The following is an 18,043-nucleotide window of genomic DNA, read 5'->3' as shown; positions in this document are numbered from 1 at the left end:
GGCTCCACGCAGACTGGCGTCCACGCTTCAAAGCCTCCCACCTATCCTACACATCAAGGACCAGTGTTCAGTGTCAAGCTATAGTAAAGGTTCACGGGGTCTTTCCGTCTTGCCGCGGGTACACTGCATCTTCACAGCGAGTTCAATTTCACTGAGTCTCGGGTGGAGACAGCCTGGCCATCATTACGCCATTCGTGCAGGTCGGAACTTACCCGACAAGGAATTTCGCTACCTTAGGACCGTTATAGTTACGGCCGCCGTTTACCGGGGCTTCGATCAAGAGCTTCGCGTTGCCGCTAACCCCATCAATTAACCTTCCGGCACCGGGCAGGCGTCACACCGTATACGTCCACTTTCGTGTTTGCACAGTGCTGTGTTTTTAATAAACAGTTGCAGCCAGCTGGTATCTTCGACTGATTTCAGCTCCGCCCGCAGGGGCTTCACCTACACATCAGCGTGCCTTCTCCCGAAGTTACGGCACCATTTTGCCTAGTTCCTTCACCCGAGTTCTCTCAAGCGCCTTGGTATTCTCTACCTGACCACCTGTGTCGGTTTGGGGTACGATTTCGTGTTACCTGATGCTTAGAGGCTTTTCCTGGAAGCAGGGCATTTATCACTTCAGCACCGTAGTGCCTCGTCATCACACCTCAGCGTTAATAAGGTACCGGATTTACCTGGAACCTCCGCCTACATGCTTAAACCGGGACAACCGTCGCCCGGCTGACATAGCCTTCTCCGTCCCCCCTTCGCAGTAACACCAAGTACAGGAATATTAACCTGTTTCCCATCGACTACGCCTTTCGGCCTCGCCTTAGGGGTCGACTCACCCTGCCCCGATTAACGTTGGACAGGAACCCTTGGTCTTCCGGCGAGCGGGCTTTTCACCCGCTTTATCGTTACTTATGTCAGCATTCGCACTTCTGATACCTCCAGCATGCCTCACAGCACACCTTCAACGGCTTACAGAACGCTCCCCTACCCAACAACACATAGTGTCGCTGCCGCAGCTTCGGTGCATGGTTTAGCCCCGTTACATCTTCCGCGCAGGCCGACTCGACCAGTGAGCTATTACGCTTTCTTTAAATGATGGCTGCTTCTAAGCCAACATCCTGGCTGTCTGTGCCTTCCCACATCGTTTCCCACTTAACCATGACTTTGGGACCTTAGCTGGCGGTCTGGGTTGTTTCCCTCTTCACGACGGACGTTAGCACCCGCCGTGTGTCTCCCGTGATAACATTCTTCGGTATTCGTAGTTTGCATCGGGTTGGTAAGCCGGGATGGCCCCCTAGCCGAAACAGTGCTCTACCCCCGAAGATGAGTTCACGAGGCGCTACCTAAATAGCTTTCGGGGAGAACCAGCTATCTCCCGGTTTGATTGGCCTTTCACCCCCAGCCACAGGTCATCCGCTAATTTTTCAACATTAGTCGGTTCGGTCCTCCAGTTAGTGTTACCCAACCTTCAACCTGCCCATGGCTAGATCACCGGGTTTCGGGTCTATACCCTGCAACTTAACGCCCAGTTAAGACTCGGTTTCCCTTCGGCTCCCCTATACGGTTAACCTTGCTACAGAATATAAGTCGCTGACCCATTATACAAAAGGTACGCAGTCACCCCATAAAGAGGCTCCCACTGCTTGTACGTACACGGTTTCAGGTTCTTTTTCACTCCCCTCGCCGGGGTTCTTTTCGCCTTTCCCTCACGGTACTGGTTCACTATCGGTCAGTCAGGAGTATTTAGCCTTGGAGGATGGTCCCCCCATATTCAGACAGGATACCACGTGTCCCGCCCTACTCTTCGAGTTCACAGCAAGTGTGCTTTCGTGTACGGGACTATCACCCTGTACCGTCGGACTTTCCAGACCGTTCCACTAACACACAAGCTGATTCAGACTCCGGGCTGCTCCCCGTTCGCTCGCCGCTACTGGGGGAATCTCGGTTGATTTCTTTTCCTCGGGGTACTTAGATGTTTCAGTTCCCCCGGTTCGCCTCGTTAACCTATGTATTCAGTTAACGATAGTGCAACGGATTGCACTGGGTTTCCCCATTCGGACATCGCCGGGTCAAGGGTTCATATCACCTCGCCGGCGCTTTTCGCAGATTAGCACGTCCTTCATCGCCTCTGACTGCCAGGGCATCCACCGTGTACGCTTAGTCGCTTAACCTCACAACCCGAAGATGTTTCATCTTCTGATTGCGAAAATTTGAGAGACTCGAACACACATGAGCTGTGTGTCGTTTCAATTTTCAGCTTGATCCAGATTTTTAAAGAGCAAATATCTCAAACATGACTCGCAAGTCAGTTTTGAGATATGACGGCAGGTGACTTTCACTCACGAACCAGCAAGTGGCGTCCCCTAGGGGATTCGAACCCCTGTTACCGCCGTGAAAGGGCGGTGTCCTGGGCCTCTAGACGAAGGGGACGTACAGTCTCAATCGCAAGACGCCTTGCTATTTACTTTTCATCAGACAATCTGTGTGAGCACTGCAAAGGCAGGTTCTTTAAGGTAAGGAGGTGATCCAACCGCAGGTTCCCCTACGGTTACCTTGTTACGACTTCACCCCAGTCATGAATCACAAAGTGGTAAGCGCCCTCCCGAAGGTTAAGCTACCTACTTCTTTTGCAACCCACTCCCATGGTGTGACGGGCGGTGTGTACAAGGCCCGGGAACGTATTCACCGTGGCATTCTGATCCACGATTACTAGCGATTCCGACTTCATGGAGTCGAGTTGCAGACTCCAATCCGGACTACGACGCACTTTATGAGGTCCGCTTGCTCTCGCGAGGTCGCTTCTCTTTGTATGCGCCATTGTAGCACGTGTGTAGCCCTACTCGTAAGGGCCATGATGACTTGACGTCATCCCCACCTTCCTCCAGTTTATCACTGGCAGTCTCCTTTGAGTTCCCGGCCGGACCGCTGGCAACAAAGGATAAGGGTTGCGCTCGTTGCGGGACTTAACCCAACATTTCACAACACGAGCTGACGACAGCCATGCAGCACCTGTCTCAGAGTTCCCGAAGGCACCAATCCATCTCTGGAAAGTTCTCTGGATGTCAAGAGTAGGTAAGGTTCTTCGCGTTGCATCGAATTAAACCACATGCTCCACCGCTTGTGCGGGCCCCCGTCAATTCATTTGAGTTTTAACCTTGCGGCCGTACTCCCCAGGCGGTCGACTTAACGCGTTAGCTCCGGAAGCCACGCCTCAAGGGCACAACCTCCAAGTCGACATCGTTTACGGCGTGGACTACCAGGGTATCTAATCCTGTTTGCTCCCCACGCTTTCGCACCTGAGCGTCAGTCTTTGTCCAGGGGGCCGCCTTCGCCACCGGTATTCCTCCAGATCTCTACGCATTTCACCGCTACACCTGGAATTCTACCCCCCTCTACAAGACTCTAGCCTGCCAGTTTCGAATGCAGTTCCCAGGTTGAGCCCGGGGATTTCACATCCGACTTGACAGACCGCCTGCGTGCGCTTTACGCCCAGTAATTCCGATTAACGCTTGCACCCTCCGTATTACCGCGGCTGCTGGCACGGAGTTAGCCGGTGCTTCTTCTGCGGGTAACGTCAATCGACAAGGTTATTAACCTTATCGCCTTCCTCCCCGCTGAAAGTACTTTACAACCCGAAGGCCTTCTTCATACACGCGGCATGGCTGCATCAGGCTTGCGCCCATTGTGCAATATTCCCCACTGCTGCCTCCCGTAGGAGTCTGGACCGTGTCTCAGTTCCAGTGTGGCTGGTCATCCTCTCAGACCAGCTAGGGATCGTCGCCTAGGTGAGCCGTTACCCCACCTACTAGCTAATCCCATCTGGGCACATCCGATGGCAAGAGGCCCGAAGGTCCCCCTCTTTGGTCTTGCGACGTTATGCGGTATTAGCTACCGTTTCCAGTAGTTATCCCCCTCCATCAGGCAGTTTCCCAGACATTACTCACCCGTCCGCCACTCGTCAGCGAAGCAGCAAGCTGCTTCCTGTTACCGTTCGACTTGCATGTGTTAGGCCTGCCGCCAGCGTTCAATCTGAGCCATGATCAAACTCTTCAATTTAAAAGTTTGATGCTCAATGAATTAAACTTCGTAATGAATTACGTGTTCACTCGTTGAGACTTGGTATTCATTTAGTGTCCGAAGACATTAAGAATCCATGTCACTTTGAGTGCCCACACAGATTGTCTGATAAATTGTTAAAGAGCAGTGCAACGCGGCTTTCGCTCACCGTTGCGAGGTGGCGTATATTACGCTTTCCTCTTTCAGAGTCAACCCGTTATTTCAGGATTTTTTCTCTTCAGCCGACCGGGTTGTCTGTGAAGTGATTCACATCCGCCGTGTCGATGGAGGCGCATTATAGGGATCCCAGTTTTTAGCACAAGTATTTTTTAGATCTTTTTTTCCAACTGATGATTTTCCGTTCTTTTCGCTGAAAACCCACCCGATCCGCTTAAAAATTGACGCATTTTGCCTTGCCTCGATCCAGGAATACGATCAAAGTCTTCTTTAATAGCGCTCATCTGTATCGAGGTAGATATGTTTGCAGTATTACGTCCTTATAAAGATCTGTTCCCCCAAAAAGGCGATCGCGTGATGATCGATACCAGCAGCGTGGTCATTGGTGATGTTCGCATGGCCGAGGATGTCAGCATCTGGCCACTCGTCGCGATCCGGGGCGATGTTAACTACGTTGCGATCGGTGCACGCACCAATATTCAGGACGGCAGCGTGCTGCATGTGACTCATAAGTCATCTTATAACCCTGAGGGCAATCCGCTCATCATTGGGGAAGATGTCACCGTCGGTCATAAAGTGATGCTCCACGGCTGCACAATCGGTAACAGGGTGCTCGTTGGGATGGGATCGATTTTGCTGGATGGCGTCATAGTAGAAGATGACGTAATGATTGGCGCAGGAAGCCTTGTTCCGCAAAACAAACGTCTGGAAAGTGGCTATCTCTATTTAGGCAGTCCGGTTAAACAGATCCGCCCCCTAAAAGAGGCGGAGATCGAAGGATTGAAATACTCAGCGAACAATTACGTTAAATGGAAGAATGACTATCTGGATCAGGATAACCAGACCCAACCCTGATCGTCTTCCTGCTGATCGCGGATCAAATCGCTGGCTTCCTCTTCCAGATCCCAGCGATTTTCGCAAAAGACCGCTAACGGATCTGAACCACCAAAGCGCTGATGCAACGTCTCCCCTTTAATCGCACAGGTGAGCTGCATTCCATGCACCAGCACCGGGAAACAAACCGCTTGCTTATTTTCATCCCAGATTTCTCTGTCGGGAAAATGAATCGCCTGATTCATGCCATCAGTTCCTGTTTCAGCTTTTCGATCACCGGTTCTACAGCAGGTAACACGCCATGCCAGAGTAGCACCGCATGAGCCGCCTGCCCCACCAGCATGCCCAGACCATCAGCCACGTGTTTTGCCCCCTGTTGTTCACACCAGGTCAGAAATGGCGTTTTCCCTTTTTGATAAAACATGTCATAGGCGTAGATGTGGGAATGAACCAGGGATGCAGGAATCGCCGGGATCTCTCCATTAATACCGCTTGAGGTGGCATTAATCACAAGATCAAATTCGTGACTCGCGAGATCGTCAAGTGCTACCGCAGTTACGCTGCCTGTGTGTGCGAACAACGCCGCCAGCTCTTCTGCTCTGGAGAAGGTACGGTTGGTGATTGTCACCGCACAATCCAGCGAAAGAAGAGGAAGCAATACGCCGCGCGACGCGCCACCCGCGCCGATCAGCAGGATCCGAAAGCCTGGTTTAATAAACGACAGTCGTTCCAGATCGCTGAGTAAACCTATGCCATCGGTGTTATCGCCCAGAAGGCGACCATCTTCGAGCCGCTTAAGAGTATTGACGGCACCAGCGAGCGACGCACGCTCGGTCAGCTCATCCGCACGCCCGAAAGCCTCTTCTTTAAAAGGCACCGTGACGTTCGCACCTTTACCACCCGCATCAAAAAAGCTATTCAGCGTCGGTATAAATGCATCAACAGGCGCAAGAACCCGACCATACGGGTGATCTATCTGCAATTGCTCTGCAAACAGCTGATGGATCAGAGGCGACTTGCTGTGCGCGATCGGGTTACCAAAAACAGCATAGGTTTCCATAACATTATCCCTGGCGAAAACGTTCGCCGGTCAAGGCATCGCGAATTTCTGACGGGTTAAGACGACCCCCGGTTTCACCCACGGCTACAGGGAAATCATTCCCGAACTGCGCCAGAACTTCTTCTGTTGTCCGACAAGGGGGAAGCCCGGTCAGGTTGGCGCTGGTTGAAACCAGGGGTTTACCAAATGCCTGGCATAACTCCACCACCAAGGGATGGTCGGTAACGCGTACCGCGAGTGAATCGAAACGCCCGGTTAGCCAGCGCGGCGTTGTCGGTTGTGCAGGGAAAACAAACGTCACGGGACCAGGCCACGCAGAGAAAATGGTTTCCCGCTGTGCAGGTGTCAGCATGGAATCATCAATATAAGGCTTAAGCTGCTCGTAGTTCGCAGCGATCAAAATCAATCCTTTTTCGACAGGCCGCTGTTTTAGCGCCAGCAGACGGTTAACGGCGACTTCGCTGTCAGGATCGCACCCGACCCCGAAAACGGCTTCTGTTGGATAGGCGATGACTTCTTCTTTTTTCAGGATGTCCACCGCCTGCGCGATGGAGCCTGATGGCAGGTTATTATTCACTGATTTGATCCGCCGAAACCGGCTTTCCACATTGTTTACTGGCGCAAAAGCGTTTCAAGCCTTGCGCGGTTTTCTTTTCTATAAGTAACGGATAATCGCAATGAGGGCAGACGCCCGCTACTGGTTTGAAATTGATAACGAACTGGCATTCAGGATAGCGATCGCACGAATGGAAGGTCTTGCCATAACGAGAGCGGCGCTGCACCAATTGACCACGCTGGCACTGAGGGCAGGCAATTGCCGTTTCATCTGGTTTATCAATTTGTTCCGTATGTTCACATTCCGGATAGCGGCTGCATCCGATAAACATCCCGAACCGCCCCTGCCGCAGCGCCAGTTCGCCGCCACAGAGTGGACAAAGCTGTCCCTCCAGAATTTTGACGATATGTCCGTCCGCCTGGCTTTTCAGGGGACGGACATAATCACATTCCGGATAGTGTGAACAACCGAGAAACGGACCGTGTTTCCCGGACCGAATAACAAGTTCAGCCCCACACTGTGGGCAGGGCTCGTTTTTATGCACCGTGAAGAGTGCTGATTTGGCCATAACAACTCTTGTTGCTGCACATAGAATTAATGCAGCATACCTTCATTCACTTCAAAGAGTAATTCTTCCATTTGCTGATAGGCATTTTCACAGCCTGGGATGTTGAATAGAACCATCAGGATCACCCATTTGAGATCTTCCAGTTCAAATTCAGCAGTATCCAGCGCCATGACGCGCTCTATCACCATCTCTCTCGTTTCGAGGTTTAGCACCTGAATCTGCTCGAGGAATAAAATGAATCCCCGGCAGCTGGCATCCAGCCTTTCACACTCTTCAGCTGTATAGATGCGCACAGACAATGGGTCAGAAGCAAGCTGCATCGGTTCGGCGAGGCCGTCCTGATAATCAGCCAACTTATCCAGCCACATCAACGCATTATAAATATCTTCCCGCTCAAAACCTGCGTCGGTCAGATCCCGTGTTAATTTGTCCTGATCCACCTGCATTTCTGCTTCGTTGTGGATGTAAGTCTCAAACAAATACATCAGTACGTCGAACATGGCATGCCCTCCTTAATCGGACATAGCCGCCGGGTACAGCTGCGATCCACCCTGCTAACTCCAGTTCGAGTAGCTGTGCTACCGTTACTGGCACAGGTTGGCCGGCACGTTCAGCGACAACGTCAACAGGTGTTACCTCATCTCCTACGTTAGCCAGGAGCTTGGGAAATGGCAATGCTACTGCCTCCTGATCCGATGAAATATGTCGCTTTTGGAGATCATCCTGCAACCAATGCAATCCATATTGCAAATTTTCCAGGATATCCTCTTTACAGGTCACCAGCGTCGCCCCCTGTTTTATCAGCCAGTGAGGGCCTTCGCAGCCAGGGTTCCCCAACGGGCCGGGTAGCGCAAAAACTTCACGCCCCTGCTCCAGTGCGCACCTTGCGGTAACCAGCGATCCACTCCGAATCGCAGCTTCGACCACCAGCACGCCCTGGCTTAACCCACTGATGATCCGGTTACGCCGTGGAAAGTTACCCGGTCTGGGCGATGTCGAAAGTGAAAACTCAGACACTATCGCCCCCTCTGAAGCGATAAGTTGCTCAGCCAGAATGTGATGACGACGCGGATAGAGACTAAAAAGACCATTGCCAAGCACGGCGACACTTTGCCCTTTTGCTGACAACGCCGCATGATGTGCCACACCATCGATGCCGCAAGCCAGGCCACTGGTGATCGTAAAGCCACATTGGGACAGCTGTTCACTCAGCATTTTCCCCCACCGCTCGCCATACCACGAGGGCGCACGGCTGCCCACAACCGCAAGCTGCATGCTATTAAGCACGTCAACGCGGCCTCGCACAAATAGCGCCCCGGGAAAATCAGGTATAGAACGTAACAATGGCGGAAAGCGAGGATCATCCGCTGTGAGAAGGTGGTTGTCGGTGTGTTCCAGCCATTCCAGACTACGTTCAAGCTCACTCTCACTGAACGAAAAAAACTTTACGGCATGTTTGGGCGAAAGCCCTGACGCGTTGACAGCTTCAGCATCGACGGTTGCCTGGCGAAGCAGCCTCTGCGCAATCTCCAGCATCGCGTCACCGTATAACGACCCGATGTTTATAAGCCGTAACCATATCTCTGTGGACGTCATCCTTTTCCCTGCCATAAGCAGCCTCAGCAATCTTTGCGATTGGTCACTGATGCTGTCAATCGACCGGGGATTTGTCTAGAATAGAAGTAATATTCTTATCAACTCCTGAACACGACTCTGGAAATTTATGGCAGTTTTGCAAGTGTTACATATTCCTGACGAGCGCCTTCGCATCGTCGCGGAACCGGTTAAAGAAGTGAATGCAGAAATTCAGCGTATCGTCGATGATATGTTCGATACCATGTACGCTGAAGAAGGCATTGGCCTTGCCGCGACCCAGGTAGACATTCACAAACGTATTATTGTGATCGACGTTTCTGAAAATCGTGATGAGCGCCTGGTGCTGATCAACCCTGAGATGCTGGAAAAAAGCGGCGAAACAGGTATTGAGGAAGGCTGTCTGTCTATCCCTGAACAGCGCGCTTTGGTGCCACGTGCCGAAAAAGTTAAAATCCGCGCACTGGATCGTGACGGCAATCCGTTTGAGCTGGAAGCCGACGATCTGCTGGCGATTTGCATTCAGCATGAGATGGATCACCTGGTCGGTAAGCTGTTTATCGATTACCTCTCACCGCTGAAGCAACAGCGTATTCGTCAGAAAGTTGAGAAACTGGATCGTTTACGTTCTCGCGCTTAACGCCCCCCGGATACAAGGAATAACGTGTCTACATCACTACGTATAATCTTCGCGGGTACCCCTGATTTTGCGGCGCGTCATCTCGACGCGCTGCTATCGTCTGGTCATCAGATTGTTGGCGTATTTACTCAGCCTGATCGTCCGGCTGGCCGCGGTAAAAAATTGATGCCTGGCCCGGTTAAAGTGCTGGCAGAAACGCATGGTTTGCCGGTTTTCCAGCCTGCATCATTACGACCTCAGGAAAACCAGCAGTTAGTGGCAGACCTGAACGCTGACGTGATGGTAGTTGTGGCTTACGGCCTCATTCTGCCGAAAGCGGTACTCGATATGCCCCGCCTGGGCTGTGTTAACGTTCATGGTTCCTTGCTCCCACGCTGGCGTGGTGCAGCCCCTATTCAGCGCGCTCTGTGGGCAGGCGATGCTGAAACTGGCGTGACAATCATGAAGATGGACGTAGGTTTAGACACGGGCGACATGCTGTATAAACTGGCGTGTCCCATTACCGCAGAAGATACCAGCGCCACGCTGTATGACAAGCTGGCGGATCTCGGTCCGCAGGGGCTGATTGAGACGTTGCAACAGCTTGCTGACAATACAGCGTCACCTGAAGTGCAGGATGAGGCACAGGTGACCTATGCTGAAAAACTGAGTAAAGAAGAAGCCCGGATCGACTGGTCCCTGTCAGCAGCTCAACTCGAACGCTGTATCCGCGCCTTTAATCCATGGCCGATGAGCTGGTTGATGATTGATGAGCAGCCAGTGAAAGTCTGGAAAGCTTCAGTTATTAACGGCAATACTTCGGCAGAGCCCGGTACGATTATCGACGCCAGCAAAAACGGTATCCAGGTTGCGACCGGAGAAGGGATCCTGAATCTTGAATCGCTGCAACCGGCCGGTAAAAAGGCAATGAGCGCGCAGGATCTATTAAATTCCCGTCGTGAATGGTTCATCCCTGGCAATCGCCTTGCCTGAACAAATTTACTCTTAAGGCCCGGTGTTTCCGGGCATTTTTATTTTTACGGTTATGAAAAGACAAAATCTACGCACTATGGCGGCTCAGGCCGTTGAGCAGGTTATCGAGCAGGGCCAGTCACTGAGTAATGTCCTGCCTCCACTGCAACAAAAGGTTTCCGATAAAGACAAAGCACTGCTTCAGGAGCTGTGCTTTGGCGTGCTGCGCACCCTCTCTCAGCTTGAATGGTTAATTAATAAGCTGATGTCACGCCCGATGAGCGGCAAGCAGCGTACCGTGCATTATTTGATCATGGTCGGTTTCTACCAGCTTCTTCATACCCGCATTCCACCTCATGCTGCGCTGGCTGAGACAGTGGAGGGTGCCGTTGCGATTAAACGTCCCCAGCTGAAAGGATTGATTAATGGCGTGCTGCGTCAGTTCCAGCGTCAGCAGGACGAACTGCTGGCAGAATTTGCGCAAAGCGAAGCGCGCTTCCTGCACCCTGAATGGCTGCTGAATCGCCTTAAAAAAGCCTACCCACAGCAATGGCAAGACATTGTGGATGCCAATAACCAACGTCCGCCGATGTGGTTACGCGTCAATCGTAACCATCATACCCGCGACGGATGGCTGGCCCTGCTGGAAGAGGCCGGAATGAGCGGCTTCACACATGCTGCTTATCCTGATGCGGTTCGTTTAGCCTCCCCTGCACCGGTACATGCATTACCCGGTTTTGAAGAGGGCTGGGTAACGGTACAGGACGCATCCGCTCAGGGCTGCATGACCTGGCTTGAACCGAAAGACGGGGAGCAGATCCTTGATCTCTGTGCAGCGCCAGGGGGGAAAACAACGCATATTCTGGAAGTGGCGCCGCAGGCCAGCGTGATGGCCGTGGATGTTGATGAGCAGCGTCTTTCACGCGTCTATGACAACCTCAAGCGTCTGGGTATGAAAGCTCAGGTTAAGCAAGGCGATGGACGTAAACCCGCAGACTGGTGTGGTGATACCAGGTTCGATCGTATTTTGCTGGACGCCCCTTGCTCAGCAACTGGCGTGATTCGTCGTCATCCCGATATCAAATGGCTGCGTCGCGATCGTGATATCAAGGAGCTTGCCCAGTTGCAATCCGAAATTCTGGATGCCATCTGGCCGCATCTCAAACCCGGCGGAACCCTGGTGTATGCAACCTGCTCTGTTCTTCCGGAAGAGAACCGTCAGCAAATTGCGGCTTTCCTGAAACGCACCCCGGACGCTACGCTGCATGATACGGGAACACCTGAGCACCCGGGTCTGCAAAACCTGCCGGGCGCAGAAGAGGGTGATGGTTTCTTTTACGCTAAGCTAATCAAAGAGTGATGTTGAGAACAGGTCACGAAAGATGAAAATTATCATTCTGGGCGCAGGGCAAGTTGGCGGAACGCTGGCGGAAAATCTCGTGGGCGAAAACAACGATATCACCATTGTGGATACCAATGGCGATCGCCTGCGCGTTTTGCAGGACAAGTTTGATCTTCGTGTTGTACAGGGGCACGGCTCTCACCCACGTGTGCTTCGGGAGGCGGGCGCGGACGATGCCGACATGCTGGTTGCAGTAACCAGTTCTGATGAAACCAACATGGTTGCATGTCAGGTGGCCTACTCGCTTTTCAACACACCGAACCGCATCGCCCGCATTCGCTCCCCGGACTATGTCCGGGATGCGGAAAAGCTGTTTAATTCCGAAGCAGTACCTATCGACCATCTTATTGCCCCTGAACAGCTGGTTATCGACAGTATTTATCGTCTGATTGAGTACCCGGGCGCGTTGCAGGTTGTGAACTTTGCGGAAGGAAAAGTAAGCCTGGCGGTTGTGAAGGCTTATTACGGCGGCCCGCTGATTGGTAATGCCCTGTCGACAATGCGCGAGCATATGCCACATATCGATACGCGTGTTGCGGCGATTTTCCGTCACGACAGACCTATTCGTCCGCAAGGGTCCACCATTGTCGAAGCCGGGGATGAAGTCTTCTTTATTGCGGCTTCTCAGCATATCCGTGCGGTGATGAGTGAACTTCAGCGTCTCGAAAAACCGTATAAACGTATTATGCTGGTTGGCGGCGGTAATATTGGCGCAGGTCTGGCGAGACGGCTGGAAAAAGACTACAGCGTGAAGCTGATCGAACGAGATCAACAGCGCGCGTCGGAGCTGGCTGAAAAGCTTCAGAATACTATCGTGTTTTATGGCGATGCTTCGGATCAGGAATTGCTGGCCGAAGAGCATATCGATCAGGTTGATCTTTTTATTGCCGTCACCAACGACGACGAAGCGAATATTATGTCCGCCATGCTCGCTAAACGTATGGGGGCGAAAAAAGTAATGGTGCTTATCCAGCGTAAGGCTTATGTCGACCTGGTACAGGGTAGCGTAATTGATATTGCTATTTCGCCTCAGCAAGCCACCATTTCTGCCCTGCTAAGCCATGTACGTAAAGCGGATATTGTCGGCGTGTCGTCTCTTCGTCGTGGTGTTGCTGAAGCCATTGAAGCCGTCGCTCATGGGGATGAAACGACGTCGCGCGTTGTTGGTCGCGCGATCGACGAAATTAAACTTCCACCAGGCACCATTATCGGCGCCGTAGTACGAGGTAACGATGTCATGATCGCCAATGATAATTTACGTATTGAGCAGGGTGACCACGTTATTATGTTCCTGACCGATAAAAAATTTATTACCGACGTCGAGCGTTTATTCCAGCCAAGCCCGTTCTTCCTGTAATGATTTGGGTGCTCAGACGAGAGCACCCAAATATTAACCTTCTAATTTTCATGCCTTTTATTTTTCATAACGATTATTTATCCCCAATGGCAATTAGCTAATCATTTGTTAAACTTATAGGCGTCAGCTGGCACAAGGAGAACATAATGAGTTTTATTAAAGAGTTTCGCGAATTTGCGATGCGCGGGAATGTGGTGGATTTGGCTGTGGGTGTCATTATTGGTGCGGCGTTCGGTAAGATCGTTTCATCATTAGTCGCCGACATTATTATGCCGCCGTTAGGACTGTTGATTGGAGGCATTGATTTCAAACAGTTCGCCTTCACCCTTCGGGAGGCTCAGGGCGATATCCCTGCGGTTGTAATGCACTATGGCGTATTCATTCAGAACGTATTTGATTTCGTGATCGTGGCATTTGCCATTTTCATGGCGATCAAACTTATCAACAGACTTAACCGTAAAAAAGAAGAACCGGCTGCTGCCCCGCCAGCACCAACTAAAGAAGAAGTCTTACTGACTGAAATTCGCGATCTGTTAAAAGAGCAGAACAACCGCGTTTAATCAGGCGACAGAAACAGAAAGGCCAGTGGTAAAAAAGCGATTAGCTTGCTTGCCACTGGCCTCCCAGTTACCCCGTTGTGCATGTTTACCTTTACGTAGATAACTCCCTTTTCCTTTCTTGTTCTTCTCAACACGCTGTCTGAAAAGCGGGTCGTGAAGCAATGCCTCAATGGCGTTATCCTTAATTTGTCCCTTAGTATGCTGATAGCGGCTCATCATTTCTCCTGAGCATAGTTAATGTCGGCGGGAATCTAGTCCCTGGCTGATAAAAAATCAACAACCCTGAGTTTCACTACTGGCGCCCTGTTCAAGAGCTTCCAGTATTGAGCAATAAACACTGCTATGAGCGGTACCGCAGCACGCGTCATTTAACCTTTGCAGAGATCGCTGCATAGCTTGCAGCTCCTGAATGCGTCCTTCAACTTCATCCAGCCGGGCCTGAACGATGCTTTTAGATTCCTGACACGTATGATGTTCAGGATCGATACGGATCGACAGCAGTTCACGGATCGACTCCAGCGTGAAGCCGAGTTGCCGTGCATAGCGGATAAAACGAAGGCGTTGCAGGTCGTTATCCGTATAAAGGCGAAATCCACCTTCCGTTCTGACCTCATGATCGATCATCTGCTGCTTTTCGTAGTAGCGGATAGTATCCGGCGTTACGTTAGCAAGCTTCGCAAGTTCACCTATGCGGTACATGGCTACTCCTCGTTTATTTTTTGCATTAACCTTTCACTGTACTCACCATGCAAAAAGTCAGTATTCATTCCCGTCTGGCGCAGTTTTAGCTCGATGAGCGCCAACCGACGACTGATTTCGGAGTACCGCGGGTCATTCTTATGAATGCCTTTAAGCAGATCGGCAAGCTCGACGGCTTCATTGCGTTGCTGAAGTTCAGGCGGTAAACAACCTGCGTTTTTCAGTAAGCGATAACCGGCCCGTAATTCAGGGGGAATATGTGAATCATCGTCCAGAATCAGCGGCTCACCGCTGCCGGGAAGATTTTCGAACTCGCCTTTGTTTTGGGCATCGCAAATATGGCGTTCAGCCCACTGATCGAGCAACCACATAATGAACTCCAGCGGATGAGCAGAAAAGATACAGACATTGTAGATAAGTGGAGATTCTGCGGATATAAAAAAACCCGCCGAGGCGGGTTTTTTTACGTTACTACAGATTACTCTGCAGCAGCTTCTGCTTTCTCTGAACGATCAACCAGCTCGATGTAAGCCATCGGCGCGTTGTCGCCTGCACGGAAGCCACACTTCAGAATGCGAGTGTAACCACCGGCACGGCTCGCGAAACGCGGGCCCAGTTCGTTAAACAGTTTTGCCACGATCTCGTTATCACGAGTACGGGCGAATGCCAGACGACGATTAGCAACGCTGTCAGTCTTGGCAAGAGTAATCAGCGGCTCAACTACGCGACGCAGCTCTTTCGCTTTAGGCAGGGTCGTCTTGATGATTTCATGACGAACCAGTGAACCTGCCATGTTGCGGAACATAGCCTGGCGATGGCTGCTGTTGCGGTTCAGTTGACGACCACTCTTACGATGGCGCATGACCTTATCCTTCTCAGTAAAACCTTAACCTGTGATCCGGTTACTCGTCAGCAATGCTTGCTGGTGGCCAGTTTTCCAGGCGCATGCCCAGAGACAGACCACGTGAAGCCAGCACGTCTTTAATCTCGGTAAGAGATTTTTTACCCAGGTTCGGCGTTTTCAGCAACTCAACCTCGGTACGCTGTACCAGATCACCGATATAGTGGATAGCTTCTGCCTTGAGGCAGTTAGCAGAGCGGACAGTCAATTCCAGATCGTCAACAGGGCGCAGCAGGATCGGATCGAATTCTGGTTTCTCTTCTTTCACTTCCGGCTGACGTACATCACGTAAGTCAACGAAAGCTTCCAGTTGTTCTGCCAGGATGGTTGCCGCACGACGAATCGCCTCTTCAGGATCGATTGTGCCATTGGTTTCCATTTCGATGACCAGCTTGTCCAGGTCGGTACGCTGTTCTACACGCGCTGCTTCAACATTGTAGGCAATACGCTCTACAGGGCTGTAACATGCGTCGACCAGCAGACGGCCGATTGGGCGCTCATCTTCTTCCGAATGAATTCGGGCAGAAGCCGGCACATAACCACGACCGCGCTGAACTTTGATACGCATGCTAATAGCTGCGTTCTCATCGGTCAGGTGGCAGATCACGTGCTGCGGCTTGACGATTTCAACATCACCGTCGTGGGTGATGTCGGCTGCAGTCACAGGGCCAATGCCAGATTTATTCAGAGTAAGAATAACTTCATCTTTACCCTGAACTCTCACCGCCAGCCCTTTCAGGTTGAGCAGGATTTCAAGGATATCTTCCTGAACGCCTTCTTTGGTGCTGTACTCATGAAGTACACCATCAATCTCAACCTCGGTCACCGCGCAACCCGGCATCGATGAGAGCAGAATACGGCGCAGTGCGTTACCCAGAGTATGGCCAAAGCCACGCTCTAAAGGCTCAAGGGTCACCTTGGCGTGCGTCGAACTCACTTGCTCGATATCTACCAGGCGCGGTTTTAGAAACTCTGTCACAGAACCCTGCATTGTGTCCTCTCTTTGGTACTAAGCTTTACTTGGAGTAAAGCTCGACGATCAGGTGTTCGTTAATGTCCGCAGACAGATCAGAACGTTCTGGCTGACGCTTGAACGTACCTTCCATCTTGCCAGCATCAACTTCCAGCCAGGTTGGCTTTTCACGCTGCTCAGCCAGCTCCAGAGCGGCTTTCACGCGAGATTGCTTTTTCGCTTTCTCACGAATGCTAACAACGTCATTCGCTTTAACCTGATAAGAAGCGATGTTAACAACACGACCGTTTACCATGATTGCTTTATGGCTAACCAGCTGGCGTGATTCAGCACGAGTCGCGCCGAAGCCCATACGGTATACAACGTTGTCCAGACGACCTTCCAGCAGAGCCAGCAGGTTTTCACCTGTGTTGCCTTTCAGACGTGCTGCTTCTTTATAGTAGTTACGGAACTGACGCTCCAGCACACCGTAGATACGGCGAACTTTTTGCTTTTCACGCAACTGCACACCATAGTCAGACAGACGCGGTTTACGCGCACCGTGCTGGCCAGGAGCTTGTTCAATTTTACACTTGGTATCGATCGCGCGAACGCCAGACTTAAGGAATAAGTCGGTGCCCTCACGACGGCTCAGCTTGAGCTTAGGACCCAAATATCTTGCCATTTTCTATCTCCAACTAACCTAAAAAACGAGCGTTATACGCGACGTTTTTTCGGCGGACGACAACCGTTATGAGGGATCGGAGTCACATCAGTAATATTCGTGATGCGGAAACCAGCGGCGTTCAGAGCGCGAACAGTAGATTCACGACCCGGACCCGGACCTTTAACCATAACTTCCAGATTCTTGATGCCGTATTCTTTTACGGCTTCAGCGCAACGCTCTGCTGCAACCTGAGCTGCGAACGGAGTGGATTTGCGAGAACCACGGAAACCGGAACCACCGGCTGTTGCCCAACCCAATGCGTTACCCTGACGATCAGTAATAGTAACGATGGTGTTGTTGAAAGAAGCATGGATATGAGCCACGCCGTCAGAGACTTGTTTTCTTACACGTTTACGTGCACGAACTGGTGCCTTTGCCATTATTCAATCACCCCGATTATTTCTTGATCGGTTTGCGCGGACCCTTACGGGTACGTGCGTTGGTCTTAGTACGCTGACCGCGCACTGGCAGACCACGACGATGACGCAAACCGCGATAGCAACCAAGATCCATCAGGCGCTTGATGCTCATGCTGATTTCACGGCGCAGATCACCTTCAACGACAAATTTGGCAACTTCGTCACGCAGCGTGTCGATTTGTTCTTCAGACAGCTCACTGATCTTAACATCTTCAGCGATACCCGCTGCAGCCAGAATGGCTTTAGAACGGGTCTTGCCGACGCCATAGATCGAAGTTAATGCGATCACAGCATGTTTCTGATCAGGAATGTTAATGCCTGCTATACGGGCCACTATGCACTCCTACTATTTAATATGTACGCACCATGCTGAAAAGCCCGTTTTCAGGATACTCAAATGGAAACGTACAGACATACAAAAGATTGGCTGGCTAATCTAGCCAGCTCAACCCAACTTTGCAAGAAAAATATGCGAAATAATCAGCCTTGGCGCTGTTTATGCTTCGGCTCGGCACTGCAAATCACACGGATGACACCATCACGCTTAACGATTTTGCAGTTACGGCATAATTTCTTGACGGAAGCACGAACTTTCATTTT

The 18,043-nt window shown here is 51.4% G+C and carries 21 protein-coding genes, 1 tRNA gene and 2 rRNA genes; 6 read left to right on the top strand and 18 right to left on the bottom strand.

Going from position 1 to position 18,043, the window contains the following annotated elements; all coding sequences use genetic code 11:
- Positions 1-143: 143 nt before the first annotated feature.
- The 3 genes from SK54_RS21715 to SK54_RS04175 form a co-directional block, all read right to left on the bottom strand.
- Positions 144-2,148, bottom strand: a 23S ribosomal RNA gene (locus SK54_RS21715).
- Positions 2,149-2,345: 197 nt separating this feature from the next.
- Positions 2,346-2,421 (bottom strand) — tRNA-Glu (locus tag SK54_RS04180).
- An 84-nt stretch (positions 2,422-2,505) separates the two neighbouring features.
- Positions 2,506-4,047: ribosomal RNA gene (locus tag SK54_RS04175) — 16S ribosomal RNA — on the bottom strand.
- The 16S and 23S rRNA genes sit together here with 1 tRNA gene alongside, the layout of an rRNA operon.
- 477 nt (positions 4,048-4,524) lie before the next feature.
- Between SK54_RS04175 and SK54_RS04170 the strand changes: the two genes are divergently transcribed.
- A complete protein-coding gene (locus SK54_RS04170; protein ID WP_023295516.1) occupies positions 4,525-5,079 on the top strand; it encodes a gamma carbonic anhydrase family protein in 555 nt (184 codons plus the stop codon).
- Here SK54_RS04170 and SK54_RS04165 read toward each other — a convergent pair.
- The 6 genes from SK54_RS04165 to dprA are packed head-to-tail and all read right to left on the bottom strand — an operon-like array spanning position 5,055 to position 8,838.
- Positions 5,055-5,303, bottom strand: a complete 249-nt coding sequence (locus SK54_RS04165) for a DUF1488 family protein (RefSeq protein ID WP_015571398.1) — start codon at positions 5,301-5,303, stop codon at positions 5,055-5,057. The two genes, SK54_RS04170 and SK54_RS04165, sit on opposite strands and share 25 nt — an antisense overlap.
- Positions 5,300-6,118, bottom strand: coding sequence for a shikimate dehydrogenase (aroE, locus tag SK54_RS04160; RefSeq protein WP_032104911.1), 819 nt, complete (start codon positions 6,116-6,118; stop codon positions 5,300-5,302). The genes SK54_RS04165 and aroE overlap by 4 nt, the downstream gene beginning before the upstream one ends.
- 4 nt (positions 6,119-6,122) lie before the next feature.
- Positions 6,123-6,695: an L-threonylcarbamoyladenylate synthase type 1 TsaC gene (tsaC, locus tag SK54_RS04155; protein ID WP_017383724.1), complete on the bottom strand. Its 573-nt coding sequence runs from the start codon at positions 6,693-6,695 to the stop codon at positions 6,123-6,125.
- Positions 6,688-7,242 (bottom strand): DNA topoisomerase family protein, encoded by a 555-nt coding sequence (locus SK54_RS04150; protein ID WP_017383725.1) that lies wholly within the window; start codon positions 7,240-7,242, stop codon positions 6,688-6,690. Before SK54_RS04150 ends, tsaC begins: the two co-directional genes overlap by 8 nt.
- A gap of 26 nt (positions 7,243-7,268) precedes the next feature.
- A complete protein-coding gene (gene smg, locus SK54_RS04145) occupies positions 7,269-7,742 on the bottom strand; it encodes a DUF494 family protein Smg (protein ID WP_000460665.1) in 474 nt (157 codons plus the stop codon).
- Positions 7,714-8,838, bottom strand: a complete 1,125-nt coding sequence (dprA, locus tag SK54_RS04140) for a DNA-protecting protein DprA (RefSeq protein ID WP_048246783.1) — start codon at positions 8,836-8,838, stop codon at positions 7,714-7,716. Before dprA ends, smg begins: the two co-directional genes overlap by 29 nt.
- Before the next feature lie 127 nt (positions 8,839-8,965).
- Here dprA and def point away from each other — a divergent pair, with 127 nt between their 5' ends.
- The 5 genes from def to mscL all read left to right on the top strand — a co-directional run bounded on the left by def (position 8,966) and on the right by mscL (position 13,745).
- Entirely contained in the window at positions 8,966-9,475 is a 510-nt protein-coding gene (def, locus tag SK54_RS04135; protein ID WP_015571402.1) for a peptide deformylase, read from the top strand.
- 24 nt (positions 9,476-9,499) lie between these two features.
- Positions 9,500-10,447: a methionyl-tRNA formyltransferase gene (gene fmt / locus SK54_RS04130; RefSeq protein ID WP_032104909.1), complete on the top strand. Its 948-nt coding sequence runs from the start codon at positions 9,500-9,502 to the stop codon at positions 10,445-10,447.
- A 52-nt stretch (positions 10,448-10,499) separates the two neighbouring features.
- Positions 10,500-11,786: a 16S rRNA (cytosine(967)-C(5))-methyltransferase RsmB gene (gene rsmB, locus SK54_RS04125; RefSeq protein WP_048247929.1), complete on the top strand. Its 1,287-nt coding sequence runs from the start codon at positions 10,500-10,502 to the stop codon at positions 11,784-11,786.
- A gap of 22 nt (positions 11,787-11,808) precedes the next feature.
- Positions 11,809-13,185: a Trk system potassium transporter TrkA gene (gene trkA, locus SK54_RS04120; RefSeq protein WP_003863337.1), complete on the top strand. Its 1,377-nt coding sequence runs from the start codon at positions 11,809-11,811 to the stop codon at positions 13,183-13,185.
- Positions 13,186-13,331: 146 nt separating this feature from the next.
- On the top strand, positions 13,332-13,745 hold the full coding sequence (gene mscL / locus SK54_RS04115) for a large-conductance mechanosensitive channel protein MscL (RefSeq protein WP_003863335.1): 414 nt from the start codon (positions 13,332-13,334) through the stop codon (positions 13,743-13,745).
- Here mscL and SK54_RS04110 read toward each other — a convergent pair whose 3' ends face one another.
- The 9 genes from SK54_RS04110 to rpmJ form a co-directional block, all read right to left on the bottom strand.
- Positions 13,746-13,961, bottom strand: a complete 216-nt coding sequence (locus SK54_RS04110; protein ID WP_017383729.1) for an alternative ribosome-rescue factor A — start codon at positions 13,959-13,961, stop codon at positions 13,746-13,748.
- A gap of 57 nt (positions 13,962-14,018) precedes the next feature.
- Complete coding sequence (gene zntR / locus SK54_RS04105; RefSeq protein WP_003863328.1) at positions 14,019-14,444, bottom strand: Zn(2+)-responsive transcriptional regulator; 426 nt, start codon at positions 14,442-14,444, stop codon at positions 14,019-14,021.
- A 2-nt stretch (positions 14,445-14,446) separates the two neighbouring features.
- Positions 14,447-14,815: a DnaJ family domain-containing protein gene (locus SK54_RS04100; protein WP_023295520.1), complete on the bottom strand. Its 369-nt coding sequence runs from the start codon at positions 14,813-14,815 to the stop codon at positions 14,447-14,449.
- Positions 14,816-14,922: 107 nt separating this feature from the next.
- On the bottom strand, positions 14,923-15,306 hold the full coding sequence (gene rplQ / locus SK54_RS04095; RefSeq protein WP_001216368.1) for a 50S ribosomal protein L17: 384 nt from the start codon (positions 15,304-15,306) through the stop codon (positions 14,923-14,925).
- Between the two features lie 40 nt (positions 15,307-15,346).
- Positions 15,347-16,336, bottom strand: coding sequence for a DNA-directed RNA polymerase subunit alpha (gene rpoA, locus SK54_RS04090; RefSeq protein WP_002919219.1), 990 nt, complete (start codon positions 16,334-16,336; stop codon positions 15,347-15,349).
- Positions 16,337-16,361: 25 nt separating this feature from the next.
- Positions 16,362-16,982, bottom strand: a complete 621-nt coding sequence (gene rpsD / locus SK54_RS04085; protein ID WP_003863314.1) for a 30S ribosomal protein S4 — start codon at positions 16,980-16,982, stop codon at positions 16,362-16,364.
- Positions 16,983-17,014: 32 nt separating this feature from the next.
- Positions 17,015-17,404: a 30S ribosomal protein S11 gene (gene rpsK / locus SK54_RS04080; protein WP_003863312.1), complete on the bottom strand. Its 390-nt coding sequence runs from the start codon at positions 17,402-17,404 to the stop codon at positions 17,015-17,017.
- A gap of 16 nt (positions 17,405-17,420) precedes the next feature.
- Positions 17,421-17,777, bottom strand: coding sequence for a 30S ribosomal protein S13 (gene rpsM, locus SK54_RS04075; RefSeq protein WP_003863308.1), 357 nt, complete (start codon positions 17,775-17,777; stop codon positions 17,421-17,423).
- Positions 17,778-17,923: 146 nt separating this feature from the next.
- Positions 17,924-18,040 (bottom strand): 50S ribosomal protein L36, encoded by a 117-nt coding sequence (gene rpmJ / locus SK54_RS04070; RefSeq protein WP_000868187.1) that lies wholly within the window; start codon positions 18,038-18,040, stop codon positions 17,924-17,926.
- Between the last annotated feature and the right edge of the window lie 3 nt (positions 18,041-18,043).

The sequence above is a fragment of the Enterobacter sp. MGH120 genome (assembly GCF_001037725.1).
Lineage (GTDB): Bacteria > Pseudomonadota > Gammaproteobacteria > Enterobacterales > Enterobacteriaceae > Enterobacter > Enterobacter hormaechei_C.
The sequence above is the reverse complement of the archived record's forward strand: the minus strand, read 5'-3'. Positions and strand labels throughout refer to the sequence as shown.